This window comes from Streptomyces sp. NPDC051576 (assembly GCF_040681835.1).
Taxonomy (GTDB): domain Bacteria; phylum Actinomycetota; class Actinomycetes; order Streptomycetales; family Streptomycetaceae; genus Streptomyces.
In genome coordinates, this window is record NZ_JBFAZO010000006.1 from 135,392 (window position 1) to 153,339 (window position 17,948).

Sequence of the window (17,948 nt, forward strand, 5' to 3'; positions counted from 1 at the left end):
AATGGCTGGCGCTGCCCGGAGCTCACCCAAGCGGAGAGTCCAGCGGTACCTGCCGCACCCCCGCCAGATGCCCGTCCAACTCCCCGGGCTCGAACCGGCACATGCCCACCGCGTGCCAGAACTCGCCGGTGACGTCGCCCTCGTACTTGTAGGCGCCCGAGGGCGAGAGCGCGGCCCAGCCGTCGGGGACGCCGATCAGGGTGGCCCGCAGGGTGGCGGGGGCGTCGGCGGGGACGTCCCAGAGGCGGACCGTGCCGTCCTCGCCCGCGCCGGCCAGCAGGGAGCCGTCGGGGCTGAAGGCGACCGCGAGAACCCGCCCGGTGTGGCCCGTCAGGGCTGCCGTCTGCTCGCCGGTGTCCGGGTTCCACAGGCGGATAGCTCTGTCGTCGCCCGCCGTCGCCAGCAGGGCGCGCCGGGGATGGGCCGCCGCCGTCCAGATCTTGCCGGTGTGCCCGGTCAGCCGGTGGTCGATCTCACCGTCCCGCCAGATCACCGCCGTACCGTCCCAGGACGCGCTGGCCAGCCAGGAGCCGTCGGCGGCGAAGGCGACGGCGTACACGCGGTCGGTGTGGCCGCCGAGTTCGGCGATGAGGCGGTGGCCGTCCATGTCCCACACGCGCACCTTGCGGTCGTCGCAGCCGGTGGCGAGGGCCGCGCCGTCGGCGCGGAAGGCGATCGTGCGGACCCGGCCGTAGTGCTCGGTGAGGGTGGCGACATGGGCTCCGGTGGAGCGGTACCACAGCCGTACGGTGTCGTCGTCGTTGGCGGTGGCGAGGATCCGGCCGTCGGCGCTGAACGCCTCCGCCCACACATGGTCGGTCTCGACGTCCAGTTCGCGCTGGTACTCGCCGGTGGCCGCGTTCCACAGATAGATGTCACCGTCACTGCTCGCGGTGGCCAGCAGCGCGCTCTCGGGCCCGAACGCCGCTGATACCAACCGGTCGCTCTGGCCGGTCAGTTCGCGCATCCGGCGGCCGGAGGCGGCGTGCCACACGCGGACCACGCCGTCGTTGCCGCCGGCCGCCAGCAGCGATCCGTCGGAGCTGAAGGACAGGGTGCCGATCTTGCGTCCGTGGCCGCGCAGGATGCGCCGGCCCTGGCCGGTGACCGGCTCCCACAGCCGTACGACGCCGTCGTTGCCGCCGGTGACCAGCAGCGCGCCGGGGCCCTGGGCGGGCAGGTCGCCGTGCGGGCGGAACTTGCACACCCACACCGAGCCGCGGTGCTCGGCGGGCTGCCGGTGCAGAGGTGCGGCGACGGGGTCGGCCTGCGGGTCGACCCGCCACAGCCGGACCACCCCGGCGCTGTCCCCGGCGGCGAGCAGCGTCCCGTCGAGGTCGAAGAGCACCTGGTACACGGCGCCCCGGCAGCCGCCGAGCAGCCCGGCAGAGCGTCCACCGGCCAGGTCCCACAGCCGTACCTCGCCCTGCGTGTCGCCGCTTACCAGCAGCGAGCCGCCGGGGTGGAAGTCGAGGGTGTAGACGCGTCCGGAGTGCCCGGTGAAGGCGCGGCGCTGGGTGCCGGTGGCGGGGTCCCAGATCCGCACCGTGCCGCCCTCCCGGTCGGTGCCCTGGTCGGCCGTGGCCAGCAGGGTGCCGTCCGGAGCGAACCGGGCCCGGAACACCGCGCCGCTGTGGCCGGACAGTTCGCCGGTCCGCTCGCCGGTGCCAAGGTCCCACAGCCGTACGGCGCCGACGGCGTCCCCGGTGACGAGGGTGGTGCTGTCCGGTGCGAACGCCACGGTGTAGACGGGCGAGCGGTGGCCGGGCAGCCGGTGCAGCGCGGTGCCCGTGGCGCTGTCCCAGACGGTGACCACGCCGTCGGCGTCCCCGGTGACCAGCAGGCTGCCGTCGGCGTCCAGCGCGACCGGCCAGACACCCTGGGGATGGATCTCCAGGCGGTGCAGACAGCGCCCGGAGACCGGGTCCCACAGCCGTACGGTGCCGTCGGAGCTGCCGGTGGCGAGCACCCTGGCGCGGAACTTGACAGCGTAGACCCGGCCGGTGTGGCCGTGCAGGGTGCGCAGCGGGGTGCCGGTGGCGGCGTCGCAGACCAGGACGCCGCCGTCCTCGCTGCCGACGGCGAGCAGATCGCCGTCGGCGCTGTAGGAGATGGGCTCGGGCAGCCGGCTGGTGCGCATGTCGAAGCCGTAGGGGACGCCGACGGCGGAGGGCCGGAAGCCGGAGTCCACGGCCATGCCCGGGGCGATCGCGGCGGCGGCGAGTTCGGGGGCGCCGGCCAGGGTGCCGGTGGTCGCCGCGATCAGCCCCGCCCGCTGCCAGCGGCCTCCCTCGACCCGGGCGCCGGTCAGGTCGGCGCGGATCAGCCGGGCCCGTCTGAGGTCGGCGCCGCGCAGGTCGGCGCCGGTCAGGTCCGCGCCGTCGAGGCGGGCGCCGATCAGCCGGGCGCCGCGCAGCACGGCACCGGAGAGGTTGGCGCCGATCAGCCGGGCGTCGGTGAGGTCGGCGCTGCTGAGGTCGACCCCGGAGAAGTCGCGGTGGGAGAGATCCTCCCCGGCGAGGGCCGCGCCGCGCAGATCGGTGTGGGCGGGCATGCGCAGCCGACTGAGGATCTTCACGGCGTTGGCGCGGGCGGCGTCCGCGCCGGTGTCCCCGGAGGGGCCGGACAACTCCTGCTCGGCCCAGGTCTGGCAGCTCCGGCGGTCGGCGAGGTCGCAGAGGAACTCCACGGCCAGCGCGCTGAGTTGGCGTCGGCCGAGCAGCGTGCCGTCGCCGTCCGTGAGCTGGCGGGCGCACGCGCGGGCGACGAGCCACTCCACCACCGAGCCGTGGATGAAGCGGAACACGCCGTCGTCGCTGCGCACCAGCAGGCTGCCGGAGCCGATGGCGTGGGCGGTCTGCGGCACAGACAGCCGGGCGTCGGCGAGCCCGCTCAGTGTCTCGGCGACATCGGTCAGCTCGTCCAGGCGAAGTGAGTCCTGCCCGCTCTCCCACAGCCGCAGGGCGAGCGATGTGACCGCGTCCCACAGCTGGTCCAGGGAGAGCCCGGGTGCCCGGCCAGGACTGCCGCTGCCGCGCTGTGACTCGAAGGCCAGCCAGGCGGTGAGCACCTCCTGGTAGAGCCCGGCGGGGCTGAGGGCGCGCCCGGCTCCGGCGACCGCGCGCAGCTGGTCGTCGTCGAGGTCGGCGACGAAACCGAGCAGGCGGGGGTTGCGGCACAGGGCGAGCAGGTCCGGGATGGCGTCGAGCAGCGCGAGGCGGTGGTCGGCGGCGCGTTCGTCGCCGTCGTAGCGGTTGACCAGGTAGGCGCGGATCTGCTGGGGGGTGAACTCCTGGACGGCGAGCACCCGGCGGTGCGGGAGCAGGCCCACGCGTTCGCCGAGCGCGGTGAGCACCTGGTCCTGGGAGCGGAAGTGCTGCGTGCGGCTGGAGACCACGATCTTGGCGTGGTCCACCGCGGAGTCCAGCAGCACCTGGAGGCGTTCGGCGGCGCGGTCGTAGGTGACCTGGTTGACGAGTTCGTCGAAGCCGTCGAAGAGGAGCACGATGCGGCCCTGGTGGAGCATGTAGCGAAAGGCGCGCAGATCGATGTTGTCGACGCCGTGGGCGGCGAGGTGGGCGGCGACCAGACCCTCGAAGGAGTAGGCCCGGTCGAGCGCGTTCAGTTCGATCAGCAGCGGGGCCAGGTGCGGGAGTTCGGCGGGGAGCCGGCGGGCCAGCTCGCGCAGCGCGAAGGTCTTGCCGTGCCCGAAGTCGCCGAGGAGCAGCAGGAAGCGGCCCTGGTCGGAGTCGAGCAGCCGCAGCATCTCGTCGACGAGCCCGTCGCGCTCCTCGGCGTCGAGGCGCTCCACCTCCCGGTAGCGCTGCGGCAGATACATGCCCGGCGGGTAGCGGGTGTCGGTGCGCAGCCGCTCGCTCTGCGCCGCGACGTATCCGCGCAGATCGAGCAGGCCCTGGAACTCGGTGAAGCTGCGCACCCGCACGCCCCGGCGGCGGGCCGCGTCGCGCAGCTCGCGGGCGGGCGGCGGGCCGTCGTGGACGAGTTCGGCCTCGGTCTCGGCGGCGGCGTGCACGAGGGAGACGAACCGGTCGATGTCCTGGGCGGTCGGGGTGCCGGTGTGCACGGCCACGCGCTGCTGGCGGACGAAGCCGGACTGGGTCCAGGTGACGAGCAGTTGGGGCACCGGCCCGTCCACCCGGCGGATCTGGGCACCCTCGTAGCGGGTGCGGCACACCTCGGCGACGCGGGCGAGCAGTATCTCGGCCGGGCTCTGCACGGCACGCGGCTCGGGCTCGGGTGCGACCAGGTCCGGACCGGGGGCGCCGTCCGGCGTGGTCCCGGCATCCGGAGCGCCCTCGCCACCCGGCGCGGTTCCGGAGCCGGGGGCGGTCCCGAAGGCCCGCTCGGCCCGCCGCCACCGGACCGTGTGCCGCCGTGGCTCGTCCGGCCCCTCCCAGACGGCCAGACCGTCCCGGGAGACCCGCAGCAGTTGGTGCCCGCCGGGCGGCGCGGCGCCGATCACCGGCACCTCCGCGTGGGCGGTGTCCAGGGCCGGGAGCGCGCCGGGGCCGGCCGGGCCGTGCAGCAGCAGATGCAGCCGGGGCGCGGTGAGCCGGGTCAGCACGTCGGTATCCCGCAGCGGCCCGGCACCGTCCAGAGGGGCCGTACCCGGCGCACCGGCCCGGCGGACCGCGGCGGCCGGCCCGGAGCCGGGCCGGGGGGCGCCCGGCGCATGCCGTACGACACCGATCCTGAGCCATCCCTCTGTCTCGTGCGGGCGCAACGCCTGCGCGAACCAGGCGGCCTGCTCGCGGCCGACGAGCCCGTACTGGTCGTCGCGCCGATGGCTGTACGCCATCGAGGAGTTGAGGCCGGCCACCACGGTGTGCAGCTCGGGCATGGGGAAGAGGGTCCAGGGCTGGTCGCTGTCGAAGACGACGTCGAGGCCCTGGTACAGCTCCTGGAACAGCCGGGCGAAGTGCCGCCACTTGGGCCAGTACGGCGGCCGGGGCGGCATCTCGTCGGCCTCGCAGGTACTGAAGTAGGCCTGGCAGGCGGCCTGGTTGACGTCCTGGCCGCCGGGCACGAGGGCGACCCGGTGCGGTTCGAGCCCGAGCAGCGCGCGCAGCCCGGTGAGGAAGGTGAGGGCCTGCTCGAACTCGCGTCGGCTGCCGGAGGCGGTGAGGTCACCGGTGACGACGAGTAGATCGGGCTCGGGCGCCCCGGCGTCGTTCAGCTCGATCAGGTCGCCGTAGATCGCGGACTGGAGCTCGGCGGGGTCCTGGCCGCGCCCGAAGGCGGGACCGGCCAGCTGGAGCACGGTGACCGCGTCCCGCTCGGTCGCCTCCCCGGACACCCGTGGATACGTGGGCGCGGCGGCCGGTCTGCGGCGCCCTGCCCAGCCGGGCCCGCCGAGCGGCCGCGCGGGCACGGGGGCGGAGGGTGTAACGGCGGACACGGGACGGCCGTTCGCCCCCGGATAGTGCGGCCGGGCGCTGGGCCGGGCCCGCCCGTCGAGGGCCTGACGGACCCGGACGAGCAGCAGTTCCCTGGCCGCCGACGGGTCGGCGATCGGTACCAGGTCCACGTACGTGATGGTGGCCAGCAGCCCCTCGACGGGGATGTCCTCGACCCGCACGGTGAGCAGCCGCCGCTCCGGCGCGTCCGGGTCGGCGCGCAGCGCGGCCTGCCATTCCATCCGCCCGAACCGGGAGCGTTCGTAGTTGCGGGAGAGTACGGCGATGACGGCGGCGGACTCGCTCACGCCGCGGTCCATGAAGTCGACGAAGTTGGTGCCCGGCACGAAGTCCCAGGCCTGGAGCACCGTCCGGTATCCGGCCTCCTCCAGGGTCCAGGCGATCCAGGACGCCCAGCGTTCGTCGGCCGGCGAGTAGCTGATGAAGAAGTCCAATGGCCCGGCGTCCCCCGGGTAGTCCTGACGAGCCACCATGTATAGATGATGCCGTGACTCGAGAGCCCGGCGCCGCCCCTTTCCAGACGTTCGACGGTGCCCCGGTCACAGCGGGGCACAAATGTGCGACCCTTCCAACCGTGCGTGGCTTATTCCTGCGACTTTGGCGTCTGCATGTCCTGGACCGGGTGGCGATCGGTCTGCTCGTGGCCGGACTGCTGTGTGTGGCCGTGGGGTTGCTGCCCATGGCGTCCGCGTCCGACGCCATGTCCCGCATCGCACCGCTGCTGCCGTTCCTCGGCACGGTGATCGTGCTGGCCGAACTGACCAGCAGGGCCGAGGTGTTCGATGTGGTCGCGGCGCGGGTGGCGCGGGCCGGGCGGGGCAGTTATCCCCTGCTGTTCCTGCTGTGTGTAGCCTTCGCGGCCGTCACGACGATCGCTCTGAACCTGGACACCACGGCAGTCCTGTTGACGCCGGTGATGCTGGCGCTCGCCTCCCGCGTGGGCATCGCACCGGTGCCGCTGGCGATGACCACGGTGTGGCTCGCCAACACGGCGAGCCTGCTGCTGCCCGTGTCCAACCTGACCAACCTGCTGGCCGCCGACCGGGTCGCGCTGTCGCCGCTGGGGCTCGCGGGCCGGATGTGGGCGCCGCAACTCGCCGCGCTGGCCGTGACGATGGCTTGTCTGTGGCTGTTCTTCTGGCGCCGGGGGAGGCGTGGGGCACCGGCGACGGAGGGGACCGGCCTGGTCGTCGCGGCGGTGTCGGGTCCGGGGGCGGCGCGTGCGTCGGACGTACGCCAGGACGACGCGGCCGAGCGCTACGTCCCCCCGCTCGTCCACCGCCCCGCCGACCCGGTGCTGTTCCGTGCCTGCGCGCTCGCCTGCGCCGGTTTCCTGCTCGCCATCCTGGTGGCCGACGTCCCGCTGTGGATGGCGTCCGCGACCGCCGCGGCCGTCGCCGTGGCCGCCTTCGCGGTTCGCGATCGCTCCGCCCTGCGGCTCTCGCTCGTGCCGTGGCGGCTGCTGGTGATGGTGCCCGGCATGTTTCTGGTGGTCGAGACGTTCGACGCGCACGGGCTGCACCGTCTGCTCGCCTCGGCGGTCGGCCACGACGGCGGCACGCTCGGCCTGTTCCGCGCGGCGGTGGTCGGCGGCGGCCTGTCCAACGTGCTCAACAACCTCCCCGTCTACCTGGCCGGCGAGGCGGCGGTGCCGCTGCCCAACCACGACCAGCTTCTTGCCCTGCTGGTCGGCACCAACGCCGGCCCGGTGATCACGCCGTGGGCGTCCCTGGCGACCCTCCTGTGGTACGAGCGCTGCCACGCCTTCGGTGTCCGGGTCCCGGTGCCCCGCCTGCTGGGCACCGGCGCGGTCCTCGCGGTGTGCGCGGTGACCGCGGCGGTCGGGGCGCTGGCGCTGACGCGTTAGGGGGTGCCGGGGTCAGGCCTCGACACCCCCGGTGCCAGGGTGAACGGGCCGACCAGGGTGAGGAGTTGAGGCAGTAGCTCCGGGCGGGCGGCGACGAAGCAGCGGCCCGTGTCCGGGCCCCCGAAGCCGCCGCCGAATTCGGCGCCGTCCAGGTGCCGCAGGGCGATCCCGGCCTCGCGGGCGAGGAGTGCGCCGGCGGGCAGGTCGATGGCCTCCGCGCGGTAGCCGACGAAGCCGTCGATGTCGCCGCGGGCGAGCATGGCCCAGGCGACCAGGGGTGCCCAGAGTTGCAGCAGACGGCGGGAGCGGCGTTCGAGGGTGTGGCGCAGGGCGCAGGCCACGGAGTCGTCGCGGGAGACCGCGTGGCCCTGCGTCCAGGCCAGCAGCAGTCCGGCGGAGAAGGGTGGGCGGCCGTTCTGGGCGACGGCGAACCGTCCGGCCGGGCCGTGCGCGCCCCCGCCCCGCAGCGCGGACCACGTCCGCCCGGTCATCGGATCGTGCACGACACCGACCACGGGCAGGTCGTCGACGCACAGGGCGACGCCGACGACGTAGACGGGCAGCCCGATCACCATGTTGTTGCTGCCGTCGAGCGGATCGACGAGCCAGGTGCGGCCGCTGCCGCCGTTGCCGGAACCGGCACCGTCGACGGACAACTCGCCGGACTCCTCGGCGAGGATCCGGTCGTACGGGAACCTCTTCCGGATCCGGCCGACCACGAGTTCCTCGGCGGCGATGTCCAAGTCCGTCACGACATCGCCGAGCTGACCCTTGGGCCGGGCGACGAAGCCGTCGGGGAAGTGTGCGCGCAGCAGCGCACCGGCCTCCTCGGCCGCGGCCACGGCCGTACGGTGCTCGTCGGCGTAACCGTCAGGGTTCGGGCTCATGGATCCTCCTGAGGGCGGCCCGAGCGATCCGGGCGGTCTGGGTCGAGTCGCAGGTCCGGCGGACCATGCGGTGTCCCGGGGCGGACAGCGGACCCACCGAGAGGTCCGGCCGGCCGGGCAGGGTCCGGCCCAGCACCAGGGTGGCGGTGGGGCGTCCGTCCGGCACCACGGTGGTGTGGAACTCCCCCGCCGGCAAGGCATAGGTCTGGCCGCGCGCACTGGTGTGCTCGGCGGCCGGTCGGCACCGGACCAGCCGCTCGGTGGGCCACAGCCGGTCCACGCCGGAGGGGTCGCTGAGCACCTCGAAGACCCGGTAGGTGGGCTCGCCCGCCGTGCCGGTGCCTTCGAGGTCCTCGACGTCGATGCGCTGGTTGCCGAGTCGGCCGTAGAGCACCGTACTGATCAAGTCCCAGCTGTGGCAGTGCACTTGGGGCGCGGCGGGGTCAGGCTCGGCCGGCGGTGGAGGCAGCGGCTCGGGTGTGCCGAACAGGTGGACGCAGACGCCGTCGTGGCCGTCGCGCAGGACTGGCAGGCACACGAAGCCGAGTGGATGGCGCACCGCGTGCAGGGCGCGGCGGCCGGAGGCGATCCGGTCCAGTTCCGATACGGCGTGCCGCATCAACTCGGCGGTGGCGTGTCGACGGGCGGCCCGTTCCAGGGCCGGATAGTCCATGTTCCTTCCTCCTTGGCCGGAACACGACGCTCACCTGCGGTACGGGTTCTCCGCGTGCAGCGCCTTGTCGATGATGTCGCCGACGTCACGGTCGGTGAAGGCCGACGGCAGCGGCAGACCGAGCCCGTCGAGCAGGCGTCCGACCTCGTCCACCGTCGGGTCGTCCGCGAGGGGCACGGCGTCGCGCAGATCGAGCTTGACCGCCTGTTCCCGGCTCTGGTGCAGCTCGGTGACGTAGTAGGCGTAGAGCGGCCGGTCCCGCTCGACGTACAGGCTCACCCGCGTCGGGTCGTCCTGCGTGATGATCAGGGCGGTGTCGGAGAGGTCGAAGCGCAGCGCCGGGGCGACCGAGGACAGATGGACGTCGATCTCCAGCGTGTCCAGTCGCTGCCGGTGCCACACGGCGGCGACGACGGTGGCGTACGCCTCCTTGCGGGTGCGCTCGACGGTCCACTCGGCGACGCCGAACGTGCTTCTGAAGCGCGCGTAGGCGGCGCATACCCGGTCGTCCGCGGGGTTGATGATGTCGATCTTCATGCTGAGGGCGCGGCGCTGCCGCTGTGCCTCCAGCACGCATTCGGGCAGCGTGACGGCGCGCAGATAGGTGCCGGTGCCGCCCTTGAACACCCAGCGGGCGGTGGTGCGCCGGGCCTGCTCGTGGGCGAGGGCGACCTCGGCGCCGGACAGCGTGCGGACCATCGCCAGATCCGCGATGGCCTGGCCGGTCCCGGCGGTCGCGGCCCGCAGGTCGGCCATCCGGCGGCGGCGCTCGGTGAGCGTGCCCAGCACGAGCGCCGCGAGTACGAGCAGGGTGGCGCCGGAGACGATGTTGTCGTCCATGTTCTCGTTGAGGACATCCAGCAGCCCGACGACGATGGCGACGGCGAAGCCGACGATCCCGTCCGCGTTCCGGACCGCCCAGGCGATGCCGTCCTCCAGCCGATGCCCGGTGCCCTGCGATGCGCCGCGCGTCACGTCCACCCTCCCCCGACAGCGGCTTCCATCGTAGGAGAAAGGAGGGTTGGCCAGCTATGCGCCAAATCCAGCCGCGCCGGAGCGAGTCCTGAGGCCAGGTGAAGGCTGTCGCTAGGCGGTGCGCACCTCGTACGCCGCCACCCGCACCGCCCCGTCGTCCAGGCACTCCCCGGAGACCAGGTCGAACCGCTGCTTCAGCAGTGGCGAGGCGACGAACGGGCGGCCCTGGTGGGTGCCCGTCAGGCCGCGGGAGAGGACCGCCGCGCCGCCGAACGGGTCGCGGTTGTCGATGCCGTAGAGGGCGCCGGAGCGGTCGCGGAACAGGGCGACCTGGTGGCCGTCGGGCAGCAGGGCCGCCACTCCGCGGCCGGGGGTGAGCTGGGTCAGGTCGCAGACCGTGAACCAGGCATCGTCTTCGGAGTCCAGCCGGATCTGGACCTTCAGGTCGGTCGTCTCGGGAGCCAGGGTCATCGCTGGGCGCTTCCTTCCAGGACGTCTGCGGTCTGCTGGGGCCGCATGCCGATGGTCAGCAGGGGCAGGTCGGGCTTGATCTGGTCGCGCTCGGGGACGAAGCCGACGACCGGGTCGGGGGTGTCGGGCGCGTTCACGAAGGACACGAACCGGCCCAGCTTCTCGGGGTCGTTGATGGTCTCGGCCCACTCGTCGCGGTAGCCGGCGACATGCGCGGTCATCAGCGACTCCAGCTCCTCGCAGATGCCGAGCGAGTCCTCCACGACCACCTCGCGGACGTGGTCCAGGCCGCCCGGGATCCGCTCCAGCCACACGCTGGTGCGCTCCAGGCGGTCGGCCGTACGGATGTAGAACATCAGGAACCGGTCGATCAGGCGCACCAGTTCGGCGTCGCTCAGGTCCTGCGCCAGCAGGTCCGCGTGGCGCGGGGTCGCGCCGCCGTTGCCGCCGACGTAGAGGTTCCAGCCGTTGGCGGTGGCGATGACGCCGAAGTCCTTCGACTGGGCCTCGGCGCACTCGCGGGCGCAGCCGGAGACCGCCGACTTGAGCTTGTGCGGGGACCTCAGGCCCCGGTAGCGCAGCTCCAGGTCGATCGCCATCCGGACCGAGTCCTGGACGCCGTAGCGGCACCAGGTCTGGCCCACGCAGGACTTGACGGTCCGCAGGGCCTTTCCGTAGGCGTGGCCGGACTCGAAGCCGGCGTCCACCAACCTGGCCCAGATCAGCGGGAGTTGTTCGACGCGGGCGCCGAAGAGGTCGATGCGCTGGCCGCCGGTGATCTTTGTGTAGAGGCCGAAGTCCCGGGCCACCTCGCCGATCACGATGAGCTTCTCGGGGGTGATCTCGCCGCCGGGGATGCGCGGCACGATCGAATAGGAGCCGTTCTTCTGGAGGTTGGCGAGAAAGTGGTCGTTGCTGTCCTGCAGAGCCGCCTGCTCGCCGTCCAGGACATAGCCGCTCGCGCCGATCGTCGGTGCGAGGGACGCGATGATCGAGGCGACCGTCGGCTTGCAGGTCTCGCAGCCGTCGCCACCCCGGGCCTCGTCACGGCCGTAGCGGTCCAGCAGCTCCTGGTAGGTGTTGATGCGGAGCGCGAGGGCGATCTCGTACAACTCCTCGCGGGTCTGCGCGAAGCAGCCGCACAGGCCCTTGTCGACCTCGACGCCGTTCGCTTCCAGCTCGGCGGTGACGAGCTGGCCGAGCACCTTGACGCAACTCCCGCAGCCGGTACCGGCCTTGGTGCACTTCTTCACCTCGGGCACGCTGGTGCAGGAGTGCTCGGTGACCGCGCCGCGGATCGCGCCCTTGGTGACGTTGTGGCAGGAGCAGACGACGGCCGCGTCGGGCAGCGCGGACGGGCCGAGCTGGACGGCCTCTCCGGAACCGGCCGGCAGCACCAACTGCTCGGGGGAGACGGGCGGTACGGACCCGGTGAACGCGCGCAGCGTGCCGTAGGCGTCCGCGTCGCCGACCAGGATGCCGCCCAGCAGCTCGCCGCCCCGGCCGATGACCAGCTTCTTGTACGTGCCGGCCCGCGCGTCGGAGTAGACGACGTCGAGGCAGTCCTCGGTCGCGCCGTGCGCGTCGCCGAAGGACGCCACGTCCACGCCGAGCAGCTTCAGCTTGGTCGACAAGTCCGCGCCGGTGAAAGCCGATTCGTCCTGCGCGATGGTCGCGGCGACCGTCTCCGCCTGCTCGTAACCGGGGGCCACCAGGCCGTAGACCCGGCCGTCCGCGGCCAGCGCGCACTCGCCGATCGCGAAGACGTGCGGGTCGGCGACCGTACGGCACTGCTCGTCGACCGTGATACCGCCGCGCTCGCCGACCGTCAGGCCCGATTCGCGGGCGAGTTGGTCGCGGGGGCGGACACCGGCGCTGAACACCACCATGTCCGTGGCGAGTTCGGAACCGTCCGACAGCTTCATGCCGGTGACGGCACCCGACTCGTCCGCCAGGATCTCCTGCGTACCGGTCCCGGTGTGGACGCTCAGGCCCATGTCCTCGATGGTGCGCAGCAGGGCCGCGCCACCGCCCTCGTCGACCTGCACCGGCATCAGCCGGGGCGCGAACTCCACAATGTGCGTGGTCAGTCCGAGCCCCTTGAGCGCACCGGCGGCCTCAAGTCCGAGCAGTCCGCCGCCGACCACGGCACCCGTGGTCGCCCGCGACTTCGCGTACTCCTCGATCGCGAGCAGGTCCTCGATCGTGCGGTAGACGAAACAGCCGTCGGAGTCCTTGCCCGGGACGGGCGGCACGAACGGGTACGAGCCGGTGGCGAGGACGAGGGTGTCGTACTCGACGGCCATGCCGGAGCGGGCGGTTACCGTCTTCGCGGCCCGGTCGATGCTCTCGGCCGGATCGCCGACATACAGCTCGATCCCGTGGTCCTTGATGAACTCCGCGTCCGTGAGCGAGAGTTCCTCGGGCGTACGGCCCGAGAAGTACGAGGTGAGCTGGACGCGGTCGTATGCAGGACGTGGTTCCTCGCAGAGCACGACCACGCGGTGTGTCGCGGTCAGGCCGCGCTCGGCGAGCGCTTCGAGGAAGCGCTGACCGACCATGCCGTGGCCGACAAGCACGATGGTGGGTACCGCACGGGGATTCGAGGTCATGCCAGGAGCCTGCGACGTCGGTGTTACCCGACCGCATCGCATCTGTTTCCCGTGAGGAACGCTGCCCTCAGCGGAAGCGCGCGGGGGGTGTGAGGGTTCCGTGCGCGCGCCCGGGGCGGAGTGTGAGGCCGGGGTGGGACGGCCCGGTTCGGTTAACCGAACCCCGCACTTCCGTGCAGGCACCATCGTGTACGGCGGGCGGCGGCGGAAGGCTGGAGGCATCGGGTTCATGGCGGCTCGCAGCAGCTCACACCAGTTCACGGCCGGGAGGAAGCACGATGGACAGTGTCCGGAATGTACAGGATCGCTCCATCGGGGCGGGGCCGGTCCAGCAGGTCCTACGGGCGCCCTTCACCGCGGAGACACGGCGCCGCACCGCTTACGCCCTGCTCGCCCTCCCGCTGGGCCTGATCTGCGTCCCGCTCTCCCTCCTCGGCGCCCCCACGGCCCGCTGGCAGCGGAATCTCGTCCGCCGCTTCCTGCACACGGAGGTGCCGGGCACCGCCCGCGGCGGCGGCCTGCGCCACGCCCTGCTCACCGTCCTCCTCAATCTCGTCACCGCCTTCATCACCCTGTACGGCTGGGCGATCGTCCCGCTGAACATCGGCTGGCCACTGCGCGTCGGCTCCGACTACTCCGGAGCGTGGGGCGGCCCGACCTTCGCCGGTGCCTGGGCCTTCCACGCGATAGTGGGCGGCATCGGCTTCCTGCTGCTGATGCCGTGGGTGGTGCGGGGCCTGACCGCCGTCCAGCTCCGTGTCGCCAGGTCGCTCCTCTCCTAGGTTGAACCCATGCCGCGCCTCCGCTCCCTGGCCACCGCCACCTTCGGCCTCCGCGCCCTGGCCGCCGTGCTCTACGGCGTGCTCGCCCTCCCGCTCGCCCTGGTCGGCTTCTTCCTCACCCTCGTAGGGCTGGCGTTCGGCGGCGCGCTGTCGGTCACCACGCTGGGGCTGTGGCTGCTGGCCGTCACCGTGCGGGGCGCGCTGGCGCTGGGGGCGGTGCAGCGGGGGCTCGCGCGGCGGCTGCTCGGCCTGGAGATCGAACCGCCGAGCGCGGCGGACGGGGGCAGCGGGGTACTCGGGTGGCGGCGGGGCGTACTGCTGGACCGAGCGGGCTGGCGGGCCGTCGGCTGCGCGCTGCTGACGCTGTTCACGGCCATTCCCGCGTTCTCCGCCGTGGTCATCGGATACGTCTACGGCATCCTGCTCACCCTGCACCCGCTGCTCAAGCGCTGGAACTACAACACGGTGCACAGCGCCGACGGCTCCGGGCACCATGTGTCACTGGCGTTCTTCGGTTACCAGGTCGACTCCTGGCCGCGCTGGTTGATCCCGTTGGCGGTCGGACTGCTGTTTCTGGCCTGCGCACCCCGGCTCCTCGGTTTCGCCCTCGGCCCGCACCGCGCCCTGGTGACCGTGCTGCTCGGCCCCGATCCCGCGACCCGCCGTATCCGCACCCTGGAGGAGACCCGCGCCCGAGCCGTCGACGACGCCGCCCAGACCCTCCGCCGTATCGAACGCGATCTGCACGACGGCACCCAGGCCCGCCTGGTCGCCCTCGCCATGCACCTCACCGCGATCCGCGAACTGATCACCACCGGCGCCGCCCCCGACCGCGTCCTCTCCGTCGTCGACACCGCCCGGGGCAATGCCACCCAGGCCATCACCGACCTGCGCCACCTCGTCAAGGGCATCCATCCGCCCGTACTCGACGAGGGTCTGCACGCCGCCCTCACCACCCTCGCCGCCGACAGCGCGCTCCCCGTCACCCTCACCACCGACATAGGCACCCGCCCCACTCCGGCCGTCGAGACCATCGCCTACTTCTGCGCCGCCGAACTCCTCGCCAACGCCACGAAACACGCCCGCGCCACGGCTGCCGCCGTCGACGTCACCGCCCGCGACGGACTCCTGCGCCTGCGGGTCAGCGACGACGGGCAGGGCGGCGCGGTGCTGGGCGCCGGGTCCGGGCTCACCGGCCTGCTGGCCCGGATCCGTACCGTCGACGGCACACTGACCTGCGACAGCCCACCCGGAGGCCCTACGGTGGTCACGGTCGAACTGCCCCACACGTGACTCCCCACCTGCACGGACCCGAACGGAGCGGTATGCGCGTCGTCATCGCCGAGGACTCGGCCCTGCTGCGCGACGGCCTGGTCCAACTGCTCCAGCTGCGGGGCGTGGAGGTGGTGGCGGCGGTGGGCGACGCGGAAGAGCTCCTCACCGCAGTGGCGGCCCACGCCCCCGACGTGGCGGTCGTCGACATCCGCCTCCCGCCCACCCAGACCGACGAGGGCGTACAGGCGGCCGTACGACTTCGGCGGCAACACCCCACGACCGGCGTGCTGTTGTTCTCGCAGTACGTCGAGACGACCCACGCGGCCCAACTCCTGGGCAACCCCGCCGGGTTCGGGTATTTGCTGAAGGAACGGGTCGTGGACATCGGCGAGTTCGTAGGCGCACTGGAACGGGTGGCGGCCGGCGGTACCGCGCTCGACCCCGAGGTGGTCGCCCAACTCTTCGGCGCCAGCCGCCGATCCACCGTCCTCGACACCCTCACGCCCCGCGAACGCGAGGTCCTCGCGCTGATGGCGGAGGGCCGCACGAACCACGCCATCGCCACCGCGTTCACCGTCTCCGAGCGCGCGGTCGAGAAGCACGTCGCCAATATCTTCGCGAAGCTCGACCTGCCCCCCTCGGAGACCGGAAACCGCCGTGTGCTGGCGGTACTCCGCTATCTGGAGAACGGCCGCTGAGGCTCGGCATCCCCACAAGTGGTTGGACGGCACACGCATCCCGTCCCTAGGGTCGCGATCATGCCCGACATATCGCTGACCATGGTCGCCGTCCTGTGTGTCACCGCCCTCGCGGCAGGCTGGATCGACGCCGTGGTCGGCGGCGGCGGACTCCTCCTGCTCCCGGTCCTGCTGCTCGGCCTCCCCGCAGGCACCCCGGCCGCCACCGCACTCGGCACCAACAAGGCCGTCGCCATCGTCGGCACGTCCGGCGCCGCGGTGACCTACGCCCGCAAGGCACCCGTGAACATCGCCCTCGCCGTCCGCATCGGCCTGGCGGCGCTGGCAGGCTCCTCGGCCGGCGCCTTCTTCGCGGCCGGCATGAGCACCGACGTACTGAAGCCGGTCATCATGGTCGTCCTGCTCGCGGTCGCCACCTTCGTCATCCTCCGCCCCGCCTTCGGCACGGCCCCCGCCCCCGGCCCGGTCACCCGCCGCCGCGTCCTCGCCGCGATCGGCCTCGCGGGCCTGGGCATCGGCTTCTACGACGGCCTCGTCGGCCCCGGCACGGGCACGTTCCTGGTCCTCGCCCTCACCGCCGTGCTCCACCTGGACCTCGTCACCGCCTCGGCCACCGCGAAGATCGTCAACTGCTGCACCAACGCGGGCGCCCTCGCGATGTTCGCCTGGCAGGGCGCGGTCCTGTGGCAACTCGCCGCGCTGATGGCGGTGTTCAACCTCGCGGGCGGAATGCTCGGCGCGCACACGGCACTGAAGCAGGGCAGCGGGTTCGTCCGGGTCGTCCTGCTGACAGTCGTCTTCGCCCTCGTGACGAACCTGGCGTACGAACAGTGGCTGGCCTAAGGCTTGGGCCTAAGGCCTGGGCCAGGGTCTAGCGGCTGCCGCTCAGGTGCGCGAACACGACCACGTTCCCCTGGTAGCCGGTCGACCGCGAGTACCCGCCCCCGCACGTGATCACCCGCAACTCCGGCCGCCGCGCGGCGCCGTACACCTTCTGGTCGGGGAAGTGGCTGGCCTGGTAGACCTCCACCGCGTCGACCGTGAACAGCGCGACGCTGCCGTCCAGCCGGTCCAGCTCGATGCTGTTGCCCTTCTTCAGGGCGCCGAGGTCGTAGAAGACCGCGGGCCCGTCGGCGTTGTCGACATGGCCCGCGACGACCGCCGTGCCGGTCTCACCGGGGGTGGTGCCGGCCTCGTACCAGCCGGCGAGGTTCTTCCTCGCGGCCGGGGGCACGTCCAGGCTGCCGGCGCTCGTCAGCTTGAGGCCCATCAGCGGGGCGTTCACATGGATGGCCGGGATACGGATGCGGTCCGGCGGCGATGGCGGCAGCGCACGGGCCGCGGTGTGCCCGGCGGACGGATCGGGGCGGCCCTCGGCGGCGGACGGCTGCGGCGGGGCATGCGTCTCGCTGCCGTTGGTCAGCAGCCACGCGCCCGTGCACAGGGCGACCACGGTGACGGCCCCTATCGCGGTGTTGCCGAAACGCATTGCGCACCCCTCTCCCAGTGACCAGGGCCTTGCTGCCCCGCGCCCCCTCCGGGCCACGAGGGGCGTCGGACCCGGAGGGGGAGGGGACTTGCGGTACCGGCGGACGGACAGCGGAGGGTGTCCGTCAGATCCTGTCGCCTCTCGCCCGGCGATGCAGGAGCCAGGTACCGCCCGCGGCGGCGACGGCGAGAGCCGCCACACCGGCCGCGGTCTGTACGGGGTCGGGGCCCAGGGCACCACCGACCCCCGTCTTCACACTTCCGTGCGGCTGCACCTGCTGCCGCATCGAGGCCAGCGTCACCATCAGATCGCCGGAGACCTGCCGGCCGTCCGTGCACTTCGCGACGATCTCGTACGTCCCCGGCTGCGCACTCGGCGGCACCTTGAACTGCCCGATCGCGTCGTCCTCGTGCGCGCTCGGCGCCAGCGTGAACGTGCCGGCGCCCACCGCGCTGGCGTCACCGGCCGCCGTACCGTCGTCGCCGCATGCCGCCGTGTTCACCGTGACGTCGCCGCCGGGCACGGCGCTCGACGGGAACACCTCCAGACTGCCGCTCTCGCCGCCGTAGGCCGGCGCGGTCGCGAGACCCGCGGCGGCGACGGCGAGCGCGGTACCGGTCAGCAGACGGGCCGTACGTCGCATTCGGTGCTCCTCCGAGCTGTGGTTGGCTGCCCTTCCGAGGTAAGTGGCACCGGCCCGAGCCCGCTTCCTGAGGGGGCGTCAGAAATGTGGTGAATGGGTGTCAGGGAGCCGCCACGGCAGCCCGTTCCGCCGCCGTTT

The 17,948-nt window shown here is 72.7% G+C and carries 13 protein-coding genes; 5 read left to right on the forward strand and 8 right to left on the reverse strand.

From position 1 onward, the window contains the following. Positions 1-22 precede the first annotated feature (22 nt). Entirely contained in the window at positions 23-5,911 is a 5,889-nt protein-coding gene (locus AB0M63_RS21300) for a TIR domain-containing protein (protein ID WP_366020459.1), read from the reverse strand. 101 nt (positions 5,912-6,012) lie between these two features. Here AB0M63_RS21300 and AB0M63_RS21305 point away from each other — a divergent pair, with 101 nt between their 5' ends. After that, complete coding sequence (locus AB0M63_RS21305; protein WP_366020460.1) at positions 6,013-7,305, forward strand: SLC13 family permease; 1,293 nt, start codon at positions 6,013-6,015, stop codon at positions 7,303-7,305. Here the strand turns inward: AB0M63_RS21305 and AB0M63_RS21310 are convergent. From AB0M63_RS21310 to nirB, 5 genes are all read right to left on the reverse strand, one after another. Then, the gene (locus AB0M63_RS21310; protein WP_355914125.1) at positions 7,302-8,192 is read right to left on the reverse strand and encodes an inositol monophosphatase; all 891 of its coding nucleotides are present in this window, start codon (positions 8,190-8,192) and stop codon (positions 7,302-7,304) included. The genes AB0M63_RS21305 and AB0M63_RS21310 overlap by 4 nt on opposite strands. Then, a complete protein-coding gene (locus AB0M63_RS21315; RefSeq protein ID WP_355914128.1) occupies positions 8,176-8,865 on the reverse strand; it encodes a hypothetical protein in 690 nt (229 codons plus the stop codon). The genes AB0M63_RS21310 and AB0M63_RS21315 overlap by 17 nt, the downstream gene beginning before the upstream one ends. 30 nt (positions 8,866-8,895) lie before the next feature. Beyond that, entirely contained in the window at positions 8,896-9,840 is a 945-nt protein-coding gene (locus AB0M63_RS21320) for a hypothetical protein (RefSeq protein ID WP_355914131.1), read from the reverse strand. A gap of 111 nt (positions 9,841-9,951) precedes the next feature. Further along, entirely contained in the window at positions 9,952-10,311 is a 360-nt protein-coding gene (nirD, locus tag AB0M63_RS21325; RefSeq protein ID WP_366020461.1) for a nitrite reductase small subunit NirD, read from the reverse strand. Continuing rightward, a complete protein-coding gene (gene nirB / locus AB0M63_RS21330) occupies positions 10,308-12,923 on the reverse strand; it encodes a nitrite reductase large subunit NirB (RefSeq protein ID WP_366020462.1) in 2,616 nt (871 codons plus the stop codon). Before nirB ends, nirD begins: the two co-directional genes overlap by 4 nt. A gap of 278 nt (positions 12,924-13,201) precedes the next feature. Here nirB and AB0M63_RS21335 point away from each other — a divergent pair, with 278 nt between their 5' ends. The 4 genes from AB0M63_RS21335 to AB0M63_RS21350 are packed head-to-tail and all read left to right on the forward strand — an operon-like array spanning position 13,202 to position 16,521. Then, the gene (locus AB0M63_RS21335; protein WP_366020463.1) at positions 13,202-13,705 is read left to right on the forward strand and encodes a hypothetical protein; all 504 of its coding nucleotides are present in this window, start codon (positions 13,202-13,204) and stop codon (positions 13,703-13,705) included. Positions 13,706-13,714: 9 nt separating this feature from the next. Further along, entirely contained in the window at positions 13,715-14,998 is a 1,284-nt protein-coding gene (locus tag AB0M63_RS21340) for a sensor domain-containing protein (RefSeq protein ID WP_366020464.1), read from the forward strand. A gap of 32 nt (positions 14,999-15,030) precedes the next feature. Further along, the gene (locus AB0M63_RS21345; RefSeq protein WP_366020465.1) at positions 15,031-15,678 is read left to right on the forward strand and encodes a response regulator transcription factor; all 648 of its coding nucleotides are present in this window, start codon (positions 15,031-15,033) and stop codon (positions 15,676-15,678) included. A gap of 60 nt (positions 15,679-15,738) precedes the next feature. Then, positions 15,739-16,521: a TSUP family transporter gene (locus AB0M63_RS21350; RefSeq protein ID WP_366020466.1), complete on the forward strand. Its 783-nt coding sequence runs from the start codon at positions 15,739-15,741 to the stop codon at positions 16,519-16,521. Positions 16,522-16,549: 28 nt separating this feature from the next. Here AB0M63_RS21350 and AB0M63_RS21355 read toward each other — a convergent pair whose 3' ends face one another. Together AB0M63_RS21355 and AB0M63_RS21360 are read right to left on the reverse strand one after the other, a co-directional pair. After that, the gene (locus tag AB0M63_RS21355; RefSeq protein WP_366020467.1) at positions 16,550-17,167 is read right to left on the reverse strand and encodes a class F sortase; all 618 of its coding nucleotides are present in this window, start codon (positions 17,165-17,167) and stop codon (positions 16,550-16,552) included. A gap of 124 nt (positions 17,168-17,291) precedes the next feature. Beyond that, entirely contained in the window at positions 17,292-17,810 is a 519-nt protein-coding gene (locus AB0M63_RS21360) for a hypothetical protein (RefSeq protein ID WP_355914153.1), read from the reverse strand. Positions 17,811-17,948: the final 138 nt, after the last annotated feature.